Below are 16,350 nucleotides of genomic sequence, written 5' to 3'. Positions count from 1 at the left end.
CTGTCTCGGTGAACGCCTCCGCCCCCTCCGCCGACTCCCTGCGCGCCGCCCTCGCCGGCCTCCTCGACGGGCTGCCGCCCCACCGGGCCGCCCAGGCCGTCGAACGGCTGATCGCCACCTACCGGGGGACCACCCCGACGGACGTCCCCGTGCTGCGCGACCGCTCCGACGTCGCCGCGTACGCCGCGTACCGGATGCCGGCGACCTTCGAAGCGGTACGCGGCGCCCTCGGCGCCCTGCGCGAGGCCGCGCCCGACTGGGAGCCGCGTACCCACACCGACGTCGGCGGCGGTACGGGCGCGGCGAGCTGGGCCGTCGCCGAGGCGTGGGAGGACAGGCCGCCCCGCACGACCGTCCTCGACTGGGCGGAACCGGCCCTCGCGCTCGGCCGCGAACTGGCGGCCGGGGCCCTGGACGCCGAGTGGCGCACGGCCAGGATCGGCGGCGCGCTCCGGCTCGCGGACACGGACCTCGTCACCGTCTCGTACGTCCTCAAGGAGCTGACCGAGGCCGACCGGGCGGCGCTCGTCACCGAGGCGGCACGGGCCGCGCGGACGGTGGTGATCGTGGAGCCCGGCACCCCCGACGGCTACGAGCGGATCATCGCCGCCCGCACCCTGCTGATCGACGCCGGGTTCACCGTCGCCGCGCCCTGCCCGCACAGCGGGGCCTGCCCGATCGAGCCGGGCACGGACTGGTGCCACTTCTCCGCCCGGGTGAGCCGCTCCTCGCTGCACCGGCAGGTGAAGGGCGGCTCGCTGCCGTACGAGGACGAGAAGTACAGCTACGTGGCGGCGACCAGGGAGCCGGCGACCCCGACGGTCTCCCGCGTCACCCGCCGGCCCCAGATCCGCAAGGGCCTGGTCCTCCTCGACCTGTGCGGCCCCGGGGGACTCGCCCGCGAGACGGTCACCAAGCGCCACGGGCCCCGGTACAAGCAGGCCCGCGACGCCGACTGGGGCGACTCCTGGCCGCAGGGTGACGCTCCGGACACCCCCTAGGGCCGCAGCTCCTGGGTGCAGCACTTCACGCTGCCGCCGCCCTTGAGGAGTTCGCCCAGGTCCATGCCGATCGGTTCGAAGCCGCGTCGGCGCAGGGGGTCGTAGAGGCCCACCGCCGCCTGGGGGAGCAGGACGTGGCGCCCGTCGCTCACCGCGTTCAGGCCGAGGGCCGCCGCGTCCGTCTCCGTCGCGATCAGGGCGTCGGGGAAGAGCCGGGCGAGGACCGCGCGGCTCCCGGGCGAGAACGCGTCCGGGTAGTACATGACCTCGTCGCGGGCGTCGTCCAGGACGCACAGAGCGGTGTCCAGGTGGTAGTAGCGCGGGTCCACCAGTTCCAGGCCGATCACCGGGCGGCCGAAGAACTCCTGCGCCTCGTCGTGGGAGAGCGGGCTGGAGCGGAAGCCGCGCCCGGCGAGGATCCAGGAGGCGGTGACGGCGAAGTCGCCCTCGCCCTCGTTCACGTGCTCCGGGGCCCGGACGTCCTCGTGCGCCCAGCCGTTCGCGCGGAACCAGGCCAGGTGCGCCTCGGCCTCGGCGGCGCGCTCGGCATGGGCGAACCTCGCGCCGAGGACCCGGCCCTCGACGACGGTGGCGCCGTTCGCCGCGAAGACCATGTCCGGCAGCGCCGGGTCGGGGGTGAGGAGCTCGACGGTGTGGCCGAGCGCCAGATAGCGGTCGCGCAGGTCCTCCCACTGGGCGAGGGCGAGCGGCAGGTCGACCGGTTTCGTGGGGTCCATCCAGGGGTTGATGGAGTACGTCACCGTGAAGTGCGCGGGTGGGCACATCAGGTAACGGCGGGGCGAGGACGAGCGCGGAGTGGGGCGCAACGAGGGCTCCTCACGGACGGGGTGGGCGGAAGAACCGCGGAACGGTGGACCCCATGGTCCGCCTTCGGAGCCCCGCACGCTGTGGACCGTTCGGGTGGTTCGGACCCCACCCCCTCAGGCGAGACGCGGCGTCTCGCCTGCTGCTAGATTGGGCCCATGCCCGAGCCCAAGGCCCCCGACGCCTCCCGCCGCAGCGAACGCTCCCGCCGCGCCATCTTCGACGCCGCCCTCGCCCTCGTCACCGAGACCGGCTACGCGAAGACCACCATCGAGGGCATCGCCGCCCGCGCCGGCGTCGGCAAGCAGACCATCTACCGCTGGTGGCCCTCCAAGGCGGCCGTCCTCCTCGACGCCTTCCTCGACCTCCAGACCCGCGCCGCCGAAGCCCTCGGCGGCGACGCCGGCGGCGAGATCGCCGACACCGGCGACCTCGCCGCCGACCTCAAGCACGTCCTGCGCGCCACCGTCGACGAGCTGAACGACCCCGCCGTCGACGGCCCCACCCGCGCCCTCGCCGCCGAGGGCGTCGTCGACCCCGAACTCGGCGCCCGTTTCACCGCCGCGCTCCTCGAACCCCAGCTCCAGTACTACGCCCGCCGCATCGAGGCCGCCCAGGCCGCCGGCGACGTCGACCCCGGCATCGACCCCCGCACCGCCCTCGAACTGCTCGTCGGCCCCCTCCACCACCGCTGGATCCACCGCACCCTGCCCCTCACCCACGCCTACGCCGACACCCTCGTCGACCTGGCCCTGCGCGGCCTCGCCCCGAGGCCCTGAGCCCGGCCCGGGACCCGGACGAGCACCCCGGTTCCGCACTCCGGTCACCCGAGGCCCAGGATGGTGGGACCATGGGAAGAGCCGAACGGGCGAGCATGAGGTGTGAGGGGATAGATGGGCGACGGCATCGGCCGCTACCGCGGCACGGAGAGCAAACTCGCACAATGGCTGCGCAGGCGCCCCAAACGCACCGCGGCCGACGACGAGAGCGACCGCGAGAAGCTCCTCCTGGCCGCCGCCGCCGCGGGACTGCCCCTCGCCCCCGCCGCGTACCCCGTCGGCTACAGCTGCTCCTGTGAGCGGATCGGCTGCCCGACCCCCGCCCGGCACCCCGTCTCCTTCGCCTGGCAGACCCAGTCGACCACCGACCAGGCCCAGATCGAGCGCTGGGCGCGGAACGCGCCCGAGGCGAACTTCATCACCGCCACCGGCATGGTCCACGACGTCCTCGACGTACCGATGGCCGCCGGCCGCGCCGCCCTCGACCGCCTCCTCGCCGCCGGTGTCGAGGTCGGGCCGGTCGCCGAGTCCGCGGAGGCCGACGCCCTCGGCGGGCGGATGCTGTTCTTCACCGCCACCCGCGGCACCCCCGAGGACGAGGACGAGTGGTGGCCGTGTGAGCTCGACTGCCACCCCGAGACCATGGACGAGCACCCGGGGCTCCGCTGGCACTGCCGCGGCAGCTACGTCCTCGTACCGCCCGCACGGCTCCCCGGCGACGAGAGCGCCCACCCGGTCGTCGCCTGGCTCCGCGGGCCCGAGCACCCGCTGCCCGACCCGCTGAACCTCCTGGAGACCCTCCAGGACGCCTGCGCGCGCCACGCGGCGGAGCGCGAGGCGGACGGGGACGGCGAGCACCCGGGCCACGAGATCGCCTGGCCCCTCACGCGCTGATCCGCCGGCCCCTACGAGCCCTCGGCGCCCACCACGCCCTGGAGCCGGCCCGTGACGGTGACGCCGTCGCGGGCCGTGCCCGCGGGCTTCACCAGGGCCACCTGGTTCGACACCCACTCCTTGGTGACCGTGTTCCCGACCTCGCCGGTCAGCAGCGCCTTGACGCCCGGGTCGACCTTGGGCCGGTAGCCCGGCGCCGCCGTCTGCCGCTCGAAGACCCGGGTCGCGAAGAACACGAACGCGCCGCCGTCCTTCGTCCGCAGCCCCAGCGGCGCGAAGTCGCCCTGGTTCGCGGCCCGGTCGAGGTACTGGGTGGCGAGCCCCGGCCGCTTGGCCGACTTCTGCCGCTGCTCCCGCCACTGCGAGGTGTGCGGCCCCGCCGCGAACGTCCCCTCCCGCCCGTCCTTCAGGTACGACGCGTACCGCTCGCCCAGGTCCTCGGGCGCGACCGCGAGCGCCCCGGTGTCCGCTGCGACCGGCACCGCGTACCCGCCCTCCTCGGCGAACTCCGGCACCGCCGAAGGGCCGAGGACCACCAGGTGCGCGACCTCCCACAGCTGCTGTGGCCCGTTGCGTACGAAGACGAGGAGCCAGCGCTGGTCACCCGGACCGTCGTCGACGTCCCGGTTGGGGTCGGCGTCCGCCAGGAACCAGCGCGGCCAGCCCGCCTTACGGGGCAGGACGAACCGCGCGTCCGTCAGTTCGAGGGGCTGGTGGTTCGCGTTGCCCCCGGGGTCGGTGATCGCGCGTGCGCGCAGACCCGCCTGGTTGATCTCCCCCAGGGGGCCGGTGACCCTGCCCGCGTCCAGGGCCGGGTCGTAGGCCTTGTCGGCCCGGTTGTAGGCGCTCGTGAAGTCGGCGAGGGCCTGCGCCGCCTCGGCCCGCGTCGCCGGCGGCAGCAGGGCCAGCTCGCCGTGGACGGTCACGCAGCCGCCCGCCGTCAGCGCCAGGACGGTCACCGCCGCCGTGGCGGCGAGGAGTCTCGCAGGCCGTGCCGCAAGCCGCTCAAGCGGTCTCGGCGCTCGCCTCAGCCTCAGCCTTCTCATCGGTCGCCTTCTGCTTCTTCACCCGCACGGACGGACCAGACCCTATCGGGATCAGGAACAGCGCGAGCGTCAGGACCGGATACGGGGTCTACACCGTGACCTGAAGCACCGTCGGTTCGCGTCGGTACGGGCCTCCTCGTACGGCACGTACGCGCGGCCGGCCGGGGCGACGCCGACGGAATCCGTGCGGAGCGGCTACGTGGCGACGGCGACGGCGAGCCGGGAAAGCGGCTCGGCCAGCGCGCCCGCCCCGTCCGACAGTTCCCTGCGCTCGGCCTTGCCGACCTTGTCGTACGAGGTGAAGGCGTAACCGTTCTTGTCCGCGCGGTACGTGTCGAGCAGGGCGTTCAGCGCGGCGAACCGCTCGTCCAGTCGGGCGACGAGCTTCGGGTCCTTCTTCGAGGCGACCGGCTTCAGCAGGTCGAAGGACTTCCGCGCGCCCTCGACGTTCGCCTTGAAGTCGACGAGGTCGGTGTGCGAGGAGCGCTCCTCCTCGCCGGTGACCGCGCCGGTGGCGACCTCCTCCAGGAGCTCCCCGGCGCCGTCGGCCATGGAGGCCGGGGTGATCTCGGCCCTGCCGACCCGCTCGGCCCAGTCCGCGAGGTCCTTGTCCAGGGTGTCGGCGAGGGTCTTCTCCGCGGCGCCGATCCTCCTGTCCTGCCAGAGCGCCTTCTCCAGGCGGTGCCAGCCCGTCCAGTCCTTGGCCGGGTCCTGGCCCTCCCCCGGACCGTCCTCGCGCAGGTCGACCCGGAGGTCGACGTCACCGAAGGACTCGGCGACCGGCTCGCTGCGCTCCCAGCCGACGCGGGACTCGGCGTAGGCCTTCTTCGCGGCCTCGATGTCACCGGCGCGGACGGCGTCGGTGAAGACCTTCGCCCTGGGGAGGGTCGCGTCGGCCTGCGCCTGGACGTACTGGCGGTAGGCGGCGACGACCGCGTCCCTCTCGGGGGAGCGCTTCGGCGCGGTGGCGCCGCCACCGGTGGCGCGGACCTGCCGGCGGATGCCCTCGCCGGTCATGCCGGGCCTGCAGACGATCGCGTAGGCACCGGCCTTGATCCCGGCGGTGACGGTGGCCCTGGTGCTGGGGCCGATGTTCTCGCGCTCGGTGACGATCCGGTCGTCCGGGTGGAGGACGCGGACCTCGGTGACCTTGGAGCCGCGGTTCTCGACCACCAGCTCCACCTGGCCGGCCGGGAACTGCTTCCTCGACACCTCGCAGGAGTCGTCCTTGGCGACGACGGTGATCGTGCCGTCCCCTCCCTTGGCATCACTCTCCCCGGTGCAGCCCGCGACGGCGGTCAGAGCGACCGCGGTCACGGCGGCGGTGACGACGGAGGAGCGGACGGCACGCATGAGGACTCCAGGAACGGGGGCAGCGGTGCTGAGACGGACCCAACGTAGCCGAGGCGTACCGCGTCATCCCTCGTCATCCCCGCTCGTCCCGTGAGGCGCCCCTCCTCCCCTCCGGACCGGACACGGCCGGTCCCACGGACTCCCCGCCCATCGGCGCGGCCCGGAATGGTTCAATTTCCGCCATGAACACGACCGTCACTGACATCGACGTCCTCCGGGTCTTCTGCGCGGGCGACGGCGGGCACGGCAACGCCCTCGGAGTCGTACGGGATGCTCGTACCCATCCCGACGAGGCCTCCCGGCAGGCGCTCGCCAAGGAACTCGGCTTCAGCGAGACGGTGTTCGTGGACGATCCCGAGCGCGGGATCGTCGACATCTACACCCCCGGCGTCCGGCTGCCGTTCGCCGGACACCCGCTCGTCGGCGCCGCCTGGCTGCTCGACCTGGAGGTCGTCCACCCGCCCGCCGGCGAGGTGTGGGCGCGCGGCGACGGGGAGTTCACCTGGATCGAGGCGCGCGCCGAGTGGGCACCGCCCCGGACGCTCCGCCGGTACGGCTCCGCCGCCGAGGTGGACGCCCTCGACGTGCCGGAACCGGGGGAGTGGGTCTACGCCTGGGCCTGGGAGGAGGAGGCCGCGGGCCGGATCAGGGCGCGAGCCTTCCCGGGACGCGGCGACGGCATCGACGAGGACGAGGCGACCGGCGCGGCGGCGCTGCTGCTCACGGCGGAGCTGGGCCGGGCCCTGAACATCACGCAGGGCAGGGGTTCGCAGCTGCTCACCGCGCCCGGCCCCGACGGCATCGTGGAGTTGGGCGGCCGGGTCCGCCTCGAAGGCACGCTCACGCGCTGACGCCCACGGGCCCGCCCTCGCCCGCCGTACCGCCCATGCCGTCCCTCACCCGCCGTACCCTCACGCGCTCAGCGGGAACTCGCCCCCCAGCTGCTGGAAGACCGCGCTGTTGTAGGCGAAGGCGCGCTTGCACTCGTCGACGATCCGCTGCTTCTCCAGGTCGTCGGCGTTCACCCCGTCGAGCAGCTCCCGGTACGCCCGCTTGAACGCCGCCGGGTTGGGGATGTCGTCGAAGACGTAGAAGCGGACGCCGTCGCCCTTGCGTGAGAAGCCCCAGGCGCGCTCCGCCTTGTCGCGGATGATCTGACCGCCCGACAGATCGCCCAGGTAGCGGGTGTAGTGGTGGGCCACGTACCCGGCGGGCCAGTCACGGGCGCACTCCGCGACCCGCGCGGCGTACGCGGCGGTGGCGGGCAGCGGCGACAGCCCGACGCGCCAGCCGGGACCCCGCAGATGGGCGAGGTCCTGCGCGAGGGCGGTCGTGCGGAACAGCTCCGGCTGCACGAAGGGCCCGGCGACCGGGTCCGCGCAAAGCGCCTCCGCGCCCTCCTCCAGCGCCCGGTACACGAACCAGAGCTGCTCCGTGTAGCGCGCGTAGGCGTCGAGGCCCAGCCGCCCGCCCAGGAGGTCACCCATGAAGGACGAGGTCTCCGCCTGGGTGTGCTGCTCGTGCGAGGCCGTGCGGATGAGCGTCGAGAAGGGCGTGTCCAAGGTGGGCCTCCGGGACCGATGGGACGGGAACCAGTGACGATCCTGGCAAGTTAGGCTTACCTAAGTCAACTGGTTCCCGACGTCCTGTCGGTAAGACGGTACCCATCCGGGAGGTCAGGGCAACGTGAGGATTTCGGCCCCGCTCTCCGTCACGACGAGCGTGTGCTCGAACTGCGCGGTCCGCTTCCGGTCCTTGGTGACCACGGTCCAGCCGTCGTCCCACATGTCGTAGTCGTGCGTGCCGAGCGTCAGCATGGGTTCGATGGTGAAGGTCATGCCGGTCTTGATCTCGGTGGTGTGGTGGGGCGAGTCGTAGTGCGGGACGATCAGGCCCGAGTGGAAGGACGAGTTGATGCCGTGCCCGGTGAAGTCGCGGACGACGCCGTAGCCGAAGCGCTTGGCGTACGACTCGATGACCCGCCCGACGATGTTGATCTGGCGGCCCGGCTTCACCGCCTTGATGGCCCGGTTCAGGGACTCCCGGGTCCGCTCGACGAGCAGCCGCGACTCCTCGTCGACGTCGCCGCAGAGGTAGGTGGCGTTGTTGTCGCCGTGGACGCCGTTGATGTACGCCGTGACGTCCAGGTTCACGATGTCGCCGTCCCGCAGGACGGTGGAGTCCGGGATGCCGTGGCAGATGACCTCGTTGACCGAGGCGCACAGCGACTTCGGGAACCCGCGGTAGCCGAGGGTGGAGGGGTACGCGCCGTGGTCGCACATGAACTCGTGCGCGACCCGGTCGAGCTCGTCGGTGGTGACGCCCGGGGCGATGTGCTTGGCGGCCTCCTCCATCGCCCGAGCGGCGATGCGGCCGGCGATCCGCATGCGTTCGACGGTGTCGGAGTCCTGCACCTCGGGCCCGGTGTACGGGGTCGGGGCGGGCTTCCCGACGTACTCGGGGCGGCGGATGGAACCCGGGACGGAGCGGTGGGGGGAGAGCTCCCCCGGTACGAGAAGCGACTGGCCAGACATGACAGCGAGTCTAACGACCGGGTCTGGGGCAGCATGGTCCTGAGGGAAGGAGCCGACGACGATGGCCCTGTTCAAGAAGCGCACGGCGGGCAAACCGGGCGAATGGTACTACTGCCTGGATCACAAGAAGGTCGAAGAGGGCCCCGAGTGCCCGGCGAAGAACCGTTTCGGTCCGTACACCAGCCGTGAGGAGGCCAACCACGCCATGGAGACCGCCCGCGAGCGGAACGAGGAGTGGGAGACCGACCCGCGCTGGCACGACGGCGACGGGAAGCAGCGGCCGCCGGGCTAGAACGAGTCCCTGGGTCGCGCCCGGCGGACGGGCGCGACCGGTGGACCACGGCCGGGACCGTTCGAACGGTCCCGGCCGTCGCCTCGTCCCGGCCGTGGCCTCTGGTCCGCCGTGGCCCCCGTCCTGGCCGTAGCGCCCCGGTCCGGCCGTGGCCCCTGGTCCGCCGTGGCCTCCGTCCCGGCCGTGGCCCGCACCCTGGTCCCCGGCCCGGACTTCCGTCGCCGCGTGGCTTACCGGCGGTCCGCCGCCTGCTGTGCCTTGCGGCGCAGCGAGTCCTCGTCGGTCTCGGAGTCGTACGTGAGGAGCTTCGGCAGCGCCAGGGAGAGCAGGCCCACCGAGGCGACGCACGCCAGGCCGCCCGTCCAGACCGCCGACCGGGTCCCGGTCCAGCCGGCCATCACGCCCGCGCGGACCTGGCCGAGCTGCGGGCCGACGCTGTAGGAGAGCACCTCGATCCCGGCGAGCCGCCCGCGCAGCTCCTCGGGGATCGTCTGGTTCCAGATCGTGGCCCGACCGAGCCCGCTCAGCATGTCGCCCGCTCCCGCGAAGGCGAGGCAGAGCAGGACCAGCCAGATGTTCCCGAACCAGCCCGCCGCCGCGATGGCGAGACCCCAGGCGGCCGCGCCGCCGACCACGAGCAGCCCGTGCCGTCGCACCTTCGAGGTCCAGCCGCTGGTCAGCCCCAGCACCAGGGAGCCGACCGAGCCCGCCGCGTACATCAGGCCGAGCGACCAGTCCGCGTCCAGCTCGTCCGCCAGGAACGGGAAGATCGTGTTCGGGAAGGCGAAGAACATCGCGGCGAGGTCGATCGCGTACGTGCCCAGCAGGACCGGCCGCGACCACGCGTACCGCGCCCCCTCCGCGACGCCCCGCAGTGAGGGCTTCTCCGCGTCGTGCGCGGGCGGCGCGGGGGAGAGCCGGCGGCACATCAGTACCGAGACCGCGAAACCGGCGATCGTCACCCCGTACGCGGGCGCGTGACCCGCGTACGCCACGACCAGACCCGCGAGGGCCGGGCCCGCGATCGAGCCCATCTGCCAGCGCAGCGAGTTCAGCGCGGCCGCCGCCGTCTGCTGCTCGTGCGGCACGATCCGGGCGAGCAGCGAGTCCAGGGCCGGCCGCTGGAGCCCGGCGAGCGCCGAGACGCCGGCCGCCACCACGTACAGCGGCCACAGCACCGGCTCCGGCAGCAGTGCGTTGACCAGCAGGACCAGGGCGAGGACGCCGAGGCCCGCCTCGGTCGCGAGGATCACCTTCCGCCGGTCGACGGCGTCGGCGAGTGCCCCGCCGTACAGGCCGAAGACCACGAGCGGCACCAGTTCGACCGCGCCCATCGCGCCGACCGCGAGCGGCGAACCCGTCAGCTCCTTGATCTGCAAGGGCAGGGCGATCATCGCCATCGCGCTGCTGAAGTACGTGACGAGCCCCTGGAGCCACAGCAGCCGGAAGTCGGGGGACGAGCGCCACGGTGCCAGATCGGGGAACAGCGCGGAGATCTTCGTGAAGGGGGACGACACGAGGGGCCATGCTCCGGTGGGAGGGCGCCGGAGGCAACCGAATTAGCCGTGCCCCCGTCCGCTACCAGCGGGCCGGCGGCGGGGCCGTCAGCCGGTCCACGAGGGACGAGAGACGGTCCCGGAAGCCCCGGCTCCCGCGGGGGGACGGCAGGCTGTTCTCCCCGGCCGCCGCGCTCACCAGGTGCTGCACCGTGTCCAGGTCGACCTCCGCCCCCTCCGACACCGCGAGCGTCTCGTGCGCCAGCCCCCGCACCTCCTCGTCGCCCCCGTCGAGCGCCAGCACCGTCGCCCCCGCCCGCCGGGCGTCGTGCACCCGCTGGAGCAGCCCCGCGTCCGGCCGCCCGGGCGCCACCATCAGCAGCGTCGCCCCGCGCCCCGCCGCCCGGAGCCGGCCGAGGCCGACCGCCAGGTGCGCCGGATCGCCCGGCCGCACCCGGTGCCGTACCAGCGTCGGCGCCAGCTCCGGCAGCCCCGACCAGGCGGACTCGTCGACCAGGTGGGCCGCCAGGTGCCACGGCTCGTACTCCTCCGTGCCCACCAGGAGCAGCCCGTCCCGGTGCCGGACGACGGAGGACCGCAGCGCGCCCGCGAACCGGCGGGCCGCCGCCGGCCACTCCGTCCCGGCGAGCACTTCCCGCAGCAACGCGACCCGTACGGCATCCATGGGCCCGCATCCTGCACCAGACGGAGCCCGGCGCGCGGAAGGTCGCGGCGGTTCCACCCGTACGGGAGTCCCCCGGCCCGGCCGCTCGGTAATGTCGGGTCCATGACTACGACTGACAGCAAGCCCGCCCCCAAGGACCCGTGGGACCTCCCCGACGTCTCCGGCCTCGTCGTCGGCGTCCTCGGCGGCACCGGCGAGCAGGGCCGCGGCCTCGCCTACCGGCTCGCCAAGGCCGGCCAGAAGGTCGTCATCGGCTCCCGCGCCGCCGACCGCGCACGGGACGTGGCCACGGAGATCGGCCACGGGGTCGAGGGCGCCGACAACGCCGAGTGCGCGCGGCGCAGCGACATCGTGATCGTCGCCGTGCCGTGGGACGGACACGCCAAGACCCTGGAGTCCCTGCGGGAGGAACTCGCCGGCAAGCTGGTCGTCGACTGCGTCAACCCGCTCGGCTTCGACAAGAAGGGTGCCTACGCCCTCAAGCCCGAGGAGGGCTCCGCGGCCGAGCAGGCCGCCGCGCTCCTGCCGGACTCCCGGGTCGCCGCCGCCTTCCACCACCTCTCCGCCGTCCTCCTCCAGGACAGCTCCCTGGAGGAGATCGACACGGACGTGATGGTCCTCGGCGAGGAGCGCGCCGACGTCGAGCTCGTCCAGGCCCTCGCCGGCCGCATCCCCGGCATGCGGGGAGTCTTCGCGGGCCGGCTGCGGAACGCCCACCAGGTCGAGTCGCTCGTCGCCAACCTGATCTCGGTCAACCGCCGCTACAAGGCCCACGCCGGGCTCCGCGTCACCGACATCTGAGAGGGCCCGGCCGGGCGGAGGACGGAGCCGGAGACCGGACGCCTCCGGGCATGGGGGACACTGGACGGGCACCAGCAGCCGTACCCGGACAGGAGCCGACCCCCATGCCCCGCCTCGCTCTCTACGCCCTCGTGGTCTGCGCCCTGGCCGTCGCCGCGGCCGTCGTCTCCTTCGTCCAGGGCAGCTTCCTCGGCATCGTCTGGATCCTGATCGCGGGTCTCTCCTCCAACATGGCCTGGTACTACCTCCGCCGCGCGAAGGTCGACAAGGCCGCCGCCGCGGCCGCCGTAGAGGGCTAGACCCGGCAGAACTCCGGGGTCTCCTGCCAGAACCGGAACAGCTGCGAGCCGCAGTAGCGGAAGGCGTCCGGCACCCCGAGCGACCGCATCAGCGCGTCGATCGCGTCGAAGAAGGCCCCGTTGACAGCCGGCACGAACAGCAGCGCGATCACGATGAAGAAACCGTAGGGCGCGTACGGCTCGATCTGCCGCTTCACCCTGTACGACAGCCAGGGCTCCACGATCCCGTACCCGTCGAGCCCCGGCACCGGCAGCAGGTTCAGGAGCGCGGCCGTCACCTGGAGGAACGCCAGGAACGCCAGCGCGAACCGGAACGCGGGCGGCACCCCGTCCAGCGCGTCCAGCCAGAACGGGGCCGTGCACACCACGGCGAACAGCACGTTCGTCAGCGGGCCCGCCGCCGAGATCAGACTGTGCTTCCAGCGGCCCTTGATCCGGCCCTGGTCGATGAAGACCGCGCCGCCCGGCAGACCGATCCCGCCCATGATCACGAAGAGCACGGGAAGCACGATGCTCAGGACGGCATGGGTGTACGCCAGCGGGTTCAGGGTCAGATAGCCCTTCGCGCCGACCGTGATGTCCCCGCCGTGCAGGGCGGTGCGGGCGTGCGCGTACTCGTGGAGGCAGAGCGACACCACCCACGCCGAGGTCACGAAGAGGAAGACGGCCAGGCCGGGCGAGGCGGCGAAGTCCGTCCACACCGCCCAGCCGGTGACGGCCATGACGGCGAGGATCGCCAGGAAGACGGGGCTGATCCGCCGTTCGTGGCGCCGGGTGGTGGCCGTGGTCATCGCGGGAGCTCCCAGGGGACGGGGACGGAGGGCCGGCAGTCGTGTCCGACGGGGTCCTGCCGGTCCCGGTGTGCGGGAAACGTACCGGGGGACGGGGCGAGTTCCGGAGTCGGGGGACTTCTCACGGAGAATGGGCCCCGTGCGCTACTCCGTCCTCGGCCCCACCCTCGCCCACACGCCCGACGGCACCGACGTGGCCGTAGGCGGCCCCCGGGTCCGCGCGCTGCTGACCGTCCTCGCCCTCAGGGCCGGCCGGACCGTGCCCGTACCCGACCTGGTCGACGAGGTCTGGCACGGCGACGAGCCGCCCGCCGACGCCGTCGCCGCACTCCAGGCCCTCGTCGGACGGCTCCGCAAGGCCCTCGGCCGGGACCGGGTGGTCTCCGCCGAGGGCGGCTACCGGCTCGACGCCCGCCCCGGGGACGTCGACGCCCGCCGCTTCGAACGCCTCACCGCCGAGGGCACGACGGCGCTCGGTGCCGGAGACCCCGCACGGGCCGCCGCCCTCCTCGACGAGGCCCTCGGGCTCTGGCGCGGCCCTGCCCTCGCCGACCTCCCGGACCGGGACGCCGAGGCCGCCCGCTGGGAGGCCCGGCGCCTCGACGCCCGGCGGGCCAGGCTCGACGCGGCCCTCGCGCTCGGCGAGGCGGCCGCGGCCCTTCCCGAGCTGACCGCCCTCTGCGCGGCCCACCCCCTCGACGAACCCCTCCAGGCCCTGCGGATCCGCGCCCTGCGGGACACCGGCCGCGCGGCCGAGGCCCTCGCCGCGTACGAGACCGTCCGGCGCGCCTTCGCCAACCGTCTCGGCACGGACCCCTCACCGGCCCTCCGCGCCCTGCACGCGGAGCTGCTCGCGGGACCCCGCGAGCACGGCCCGGTCCACACGAAGGACCCCGGGACACCGGCGCCCGCCCCGGGGCCGCTGGGCCCCGTCCCGGGCAATCTGCGCGCCCGGCTCACCAGCTTCGTCGGACGCGACCAGGAGATCGCAGACGTCCGCGAGGACCTGCGGACGGCCCGCCTCGTCACCCTCCTCGGGCCCGGGGGAGCCGGCAAGACCCGGCTCTCGCAGGAGGCCGCCGAACGCGGGGCCGAGGCCTGGCCCGACGGCGTCTGGATCGCCGAACTCGCCCCCGTCACCGACCCGGAGGCCGTCCCCGAGGCCGTACTCGCCGCCGTCGGCGCCCGCGAGACCGTCCTGCGCGGTGCCGGAGCCGAGGAGTTGCGGACCGGCAACGACCCGCTCGCCCGGCTCGTCGAGCACTGCGCGGGACGCCGGATGCTGCTGCTCCTCGACAACTGCGAGCACCTCGTCGCGGCCGCCGCCGGACTGGCCGAGACCCTCCTCGCCCGCTGCCCCGGCCTCCGGGTCCTGGCGACGAGCCGGGAGCCGCTCGGGGTGCCGGGGGAGAACGTGCGGCCGGTGGGCCCGCTGCTCACGGAGCCGGCCCTGCGGCTGCTCGGTGAGCGCGGCGCGGCGGTCCGGCCCGGGTTCCGGACCGATGAGGACCCGGAGGCGGCGGCCGAGATCGTGCGCCGTCTGGACGGCCTGCCCCTGGCGATCGAGCTGGCTGCGGCGAGGCTGCGGCTGCTGACCCTGCGCCAGATCGCGGCGCGGCTCGACGACCGCTTCCGGCTGCTCACCTCGGGCGCGCGGACGGTACTGCCCCGCCAGCAGACCCTCCGCGCGGTCGTCGACTGGTCCTGGGACCTCCTCGACGACGCCGAACGGGCCGTCCTGCGCCGCCTCTCGGTGTTCACCGGAGGCACCGACCTGGAGGCGGCGGAAGCGGTGTGCGCCGCCCCCGCGGGACCGGGCGCGCGATCCGGCCCGCCCGCGACGGCCGGTGGCGCCGCCGCCGGAGGTGCCCCCGCCGTCGAGCGGGCCCCCACCCCCGCCGACGTCCTCGACCTGCTCGGGTCCCTCGTCGACAAGTCCCTCGTCGTGGCCGCGCCCGGCGAGGCCGGGATGCGGTACCGGCTTCTGGAGACCGTCGCCGAGTACGCCGGGGAGCGGCTCGACGAGGCCGGGGAGCGGGCCGCGACCGAGCGCCGCCACCTCACGTACTACCGGGAGCTCGCCCGCCGCACCGACCCGGAGCTGCGCGGAGCGCGGCAGGCCGGCGCCATCGCCCGCTTCACCACCGAGTACGGCAACCTCCGCACCGCCCTGCGCCGGGCCGTCGACGCCCACGACGAGGACGAGGCGCTCGTCCTCGTCCACTCCCTGCTCTGGTACTGGCAGATGCGCGATCTGCGGACCGACGCCCTGCACTGGTCCCGGGCCGCCGCCGCCCTCGGACCCGACCCGTTCGCACCGCCCGCCGCCCCCGTCGTCCCCCTGCACGAGCCGTGCACGGCCGTGCCGCCGCCGCTCTCCGACGAGCACCGCTGGGAGGCCCGGCGCGGAGTGCGCCTGGTCGAACTCATCAACATGAACCACGAGACCGGCCGCTGGACCAGCCCCGCCGGCATGCGGCGGCTGCGCGAGATGACCGCCGGCTACGACCCCGGCCTGCCCCAGACCTGCCGGCTGCCCGGCTCCTTCGCGTTCTTCGCGGTCCTCCTCATCGGCGAGGCCGGCCGGCTCCACGAGATCCTCGACACGACCGTCGAGGCCTGCCGCCGGTACGCCTACGACTGGGACCTCGCCAACGCCCTCCAACTGCGCGCCAACATGCTCGCCAACCGGGGCGACCTCGCACGTGCGGCGATCCGCGACGCCGACGAGAGCCTGGAGATCTTCGTCCGGCTCGGTGACTCCTGGGGCGCGGCCGAGGCGCTCTCCTCCCGCGCGGAGGCCCGGGAACGGCGGCTCGAGTTCGAGGAGTCGGCCGCGGACTTCGCCGCCGCCATCGACTACGCCGAACGGATCGGCGCGCAGGCGCAGACGGCGCTCCTGCGGGCCCGGTACGCCGGCACGCTCGTCGAGACCGGACGGCTCGCGGAGGGCGAGGCGATCCTGCGCGAGATCCTGGACGGCGCCCACGGCCGGAGCCACGAACCCCAACTGGGCACCCGCATGTTCCTCGGTCTGGCGCTCGGCCGCAGCGGACGCACCGCCGAGGCCCGCGAGCACTTCCTCGCGCTGCGGCGGGACTTCGACTCCGAGACCCTGTCGCTCTTCGAGGGCTTCACCCTCGGCTGCCTCGGCTGGCTGGACGACCTGGAGGGCCGGTACGGCTCCGCGCTCGCCCTCGCCGCCGAGGCGTACGAGCGCTCCCTGGGCTCGCTCTCGATGACGGTCGCCCCGCAGATGCCCGCCACCCATCTGGTCACCGCCGCCTGGGCGCTCGCCGGGCTCGGCGGTCCGGGGGCGCGGACCGGGGCGGTGCTGCTCGGAGCCAGGGACGGGCTGCTCCCGCCGGGGCACCTGTCGCCGCCGACGGAACGGGAGAACCTGGAACGGGCCACCGAACTGGCCCGGTCCGTCCTCGGCCAGGACGCCTTCGCCGCGGCGTACGCCGAGGGCGACGGCCTCTCCTTTGAGGAGGCCGCCGCCCTGCTCGGTCGCGCCGCCGACGCGATCAGTGAGCGCGCCGAGTCCTGACCCC

At 74.1% G+C, this 16,350-nt stretch carries 16 protein-coding genes; 8 read left to right on the top strand and 8 right to left on the bottom strand.

Features of this window, described 5'->3' with window-relative positions; genetic code table 11:
• The first annotated feature begins 8 nt into the window (after positions 1-8).
• Positions 9-1,001, top strand: a complete 993-nt coding sequence (locus ACFWV2_RS09585) for a small ribosomal subunit Rsm22 family protein (RefSeq protein WP_384404269.1) — start codon at positions 9-11, stop codon at positions 999-1,001.
• Here the strand turns inward: ACFWV2_RS09585 and ddaH are convergent.
• A complete protein-coding gene (ddaH, locus tag ACFWV2_RS09580; RefSeq protein ID WP_384404266.1) occupies positions 998-1,828 on the bottom strand; it encodes a dimethylargininase in 831 nt (276 codons plus the stop codon). The genes ACFWV2_RS09585 and ddaH overlap by 4 nt on opposite strands.
• A gap of 156 nt (positions 1,829-1,984) precedes the next feature.
• Here ddaH and ACFWV2_RS09575 point away from each other — a divergent pair, with 156 nt between their 5' ends.
• Together ACFWV2_RS09575 and ACFWV2_RS09570 are read left to right on the top strand one after the other, a co-directional pair.
• Positions 1,985-2,605 carry a TetR/AcrR family transcriptional regulator gene (locus ACFWV2_RS09575; RefSeq protein WP_384404263.1) on the top strand — a complete coding sequence of 207 codons (621 nt, stop codon included), beginning with the start codon at positions 1,985-1,987 and terminating at the stop codon, positions 2,603-2,605.
• A 114-nt stretch (positions 2,606-2,719) separates the two neighbouring features.
• A complete protein-coding gene (locus ACFWV2_RS09570; protein ID WP_384404260.1) occupies positions 2,720-3,499 on the top strand; it encodes a bifunctional DNA primase/polymerase in 780 nt (259 codons plus the stop codon).
• Between the two features lie 11 nt (positions 3,500-3,510).
• On the opposite strand, the gene ACFWV2_RS09565 is transcribed toward ACFWV2_RS09570, so the two are convergent.
• Together ACFWV2_RS09565 and efeO are read right to left on the bottom strand one after the other, a co-directional pair.
• Entirely contained in the window at positions 3,511-4,545 is a 1,035-nt protein-coding gene (locus tag ACFWV2_RS09565) for a hypothetical protein (RefSeq protein WP_384404257.1), read from the bottom strand.
• A gap of 195 nt (positions 4,546-4,740) precedes the next feature.
• Entirely contained in the window at positions 4,741-5,898 is a 1,158-nt protein-coding gene (gene efeO, locus ACFWV2_RS09560) for an iron uptake system protein EfeO (protein WP_384404255.1), read from the bottom strand.
• 182 nt (positions 5,899-6,080) lie between these two features.
• On the opposite strand from efeO, the gene ACFWV2_RS09555 reads away from it, so the two are divergent.
• On the top strand, positions 6,081-6,749 hold the full coding sequence (locus ACFWV2_RS09555) for a PhzF family phenazine biosynthesis protein (RefSeq protein ID WP_384404251.1): 669 nt from the start codon (positions 6,081-6,083) through the stop codon (positions 6,747-6,749).
• A gap of 60 nt (positions 6,750-6,809) precedes the next feature.
• On the opposite strand, the gene ACFWV2_RS09550 is transcribed toward ACFWV2_RS09555, so the two are convergent.
• Both ACFWV2_RS09550 and map read right to left on the bottom strand, forming a co-directional pair.
• Complete coding sequence (locus ACFWV2_RS09550) at positions 6,810-7,460, bottom strand: heme oxygenase (biliverdin-producing) (RefSeq protein ID WP_384404248.1); 651 nt, start codon at positions 7,458-7,460, stop codon at positions 6,810-6,812.
• A gap of 114 nt (positions 7,461-7,574) precedes the next feature.
• A complete protein-coding gene (gene map, locus ACFWV2_RS09545; protein WP_384404245.1) occupies positions 7,575-8,432 on the bottom strand; it encodes a type I methionyl aminopeptidase in 858 nt (285 codons plus the stop codon).
• Positions 8,433-8,493: 61 nt separating this feature from the next.
• Here map and ACFWV2_RS09540 point away from each other — a divergent pair, with 61 nt between their 5' ends.
• Positions 8,494-8,724 (top strand): hypothetical protein, encoded by a 231-nt coding sequence (locus ACFWV2_RS09540; protein ID WP_360783551.1) that lies wholly within the window; start codon positions 8,494-8,496, stop codon positions 8,722-8,724.
• 230 nt (positions 8,725-8,954) lie between these two features.
• Here the strand turns inward: ACFWV2_RS09540 and ACFWV2_RS09535 are convergent, their stop codons facing one another.
• Together ACFWV2_RS09535 and ACFWV2_RS09530 are read right to left on the bottom strand one after the other, a co-directional pair.
• Entirely contained in the window at positions 8,955-10,241 is a 1,287-nt protein-coding gene (locus ACFWV2_RS09535; RefSeq protein ID WP_384404242.1) for an MFS transporter, read from the bottom strand.
• A gap of 61 nt (positions 10,242-10,302) precedes the next feature.
• Entirely contained in the window at positions 10,303-10,905 is a 603-nt protein-coding gene (locus ACFWV2_RS09530; protein ID WP_384404239.1) for a hypothetical protein, read from the bottom strand.
• 102 nt (positions 10,906-11,007) lie between these two features.
• Between ACFWV2_RS09530 and npdG the strand changes: the two genes are divergently transcribed.
• Positions 11,008-11,706 (top strand): NADPH-dependent F420 reductase, encoded by a 699-nt coding sequence (gene npdG, locus ACFWV2_RS09525; protein ID WP_384404236.1) that lies wholly within the window; start codon positions 11,008-11,010, stop codon positions 11,704-11,706.
• A gap of 50 nt (positions 11,707-11,756) precedes the next feature.
• Positions 11,757-12,005 (top strand): hypothetical protein, encoded by a 249-nt coding sequence (locus tag ACFWV2_RS09520; RefSeq protein ID WP_384404233.1) that lies wholly within the window; start codon positions 11,757-11,759, stop codon positions 12,003-12,005.
• On the opposite strand, the gene ACFWV2_RS09515 is transcribed toward ACFWV2_RS09520, so the two are convergent.
• Entirely contained in the window at positions 12,002-12,796 is a 795-nt protein-coding gene (locus tag ACFWV2_RS09515) for a site-2 protease family protein (protein ID WP_384404230.1), read from the bottom strand. The two genes, ACFWV2_RS09520 and ACFWV2_RS09515, sit on opposite strands and share 4 nt — an antisense overlap.
• A 139-nt stretch (positions 12,797-12,935) precedes the next feature.
• Between ACFWV2_RS09515 and ACFWV2_RS09510 the strand changes: the two genes are divergently transcribed.
• Positions 12,936-16,346 carry a BTAD domain-containing putative transcriptional regulator gene (locus ACFWV2_RS09510; protein WP_384404227.1) on the top strand — a complete coding sequence of 1,137 codons (3,411 nt, stop codon included), beginning with the start codon at positions 12,936-12,938 and terminating at the stop codon, positions 16,344-16,346.
• Positions 16,347-16,350: the final 4 nt, after the last annotated feature.

It is taken from the genome of Streptomyces sp. NPDC058671, from assembly GCF_042716475.1.
Taxonomy (GTDB): Bacteria; Actinomycetota; Actinomycetes; order Streptomycetales; family Streptomycetaceae; genus Streptomyces.
Note: the sequence above shows the minus strand (reverse complement) of the source record. Positions and strands in the feature narration are given on the sequence as shown.

Bases quoted from the DNA above. Each gene is read 5' to 3' on its own strand.
- ACFWV2_RS09565 (WP_384404257.1), bottom strand. From the start codon at position 4,545: ATGAGAAGGCTGAGGCTGAGGCGAGCGCCGAGACCGCTTGAGCGGCTT.
- ACFWV2_RS09555 (WP_384404251.1), top strand. From the start codon at position 6,081: ATGAACACGACCGTCACTGACATCGACGTCCTCCGGGTCTTCTGCGCG.
- efeO (WP_384404255.1), bottom strand. From the start codon at position 5,898: ATGCGTGCCGTCCGCTCCTCCGTCGTCACCGCCGCCGTGACCGCGGTC.
- ACFWV2_RS09570 (WP_384404260.1), top strand. From the start codon at position 2,720: ATGGGCGACGGCATCGGCCGCTACCGCGGCACGGAGAGCAAACTCGCA.
- ACFWV2_RS09515 (WP_384404230.1), bottom strand. From the start codon at position 12,796: ATGACCACGGCCACCACCCGGCGCCACGAACGGCGGATCAGCCCCGTC.
- map (WP_384404245.1), bottom strand. From the start codon at position 8,432: ATGTCTGGCCAGTCGCTTCTCGTACCGGGGGAGCTCTCCCCCCACCGC.
- ACFWV2_RS09575 (WP_384404263.1), top strand. From the start codon at position 1,985: ATGCCCGAGCCCAAGGCCCCCGACGCCTCCCGCCGCAGCGAACGCTCC.
- npdG (WP_384404236.1), top strand. From the start codon at position 11,008: ATGACTACGACTGACAGCAAGCCCGCCCCCAAGGACCCGTGGGACCTC.
- ACFWV2_RS09540 (WP_360783551.1), top strand. From the start codon at position 8,494: ATGGCCCTGTTCAAGAAGCGCACGGCGGGCAAACCGGGCGAATGGTAC.
- ACFWV2_RS09520 (WP_384404233.1), top strand. From the start codon at position 11,757: ATGGGGGACACTGGACGGGCACCAGCAGCCGTACCCGGACAGGAGCCG.
- ACFWV2_RS09530 (WP_384404239.1), bottom strand. From the start codon at position 10,905: ATGGATGCCGTACGGGTCGCGTTGCTGCGGGAAGTGCTCGCCGGGACG.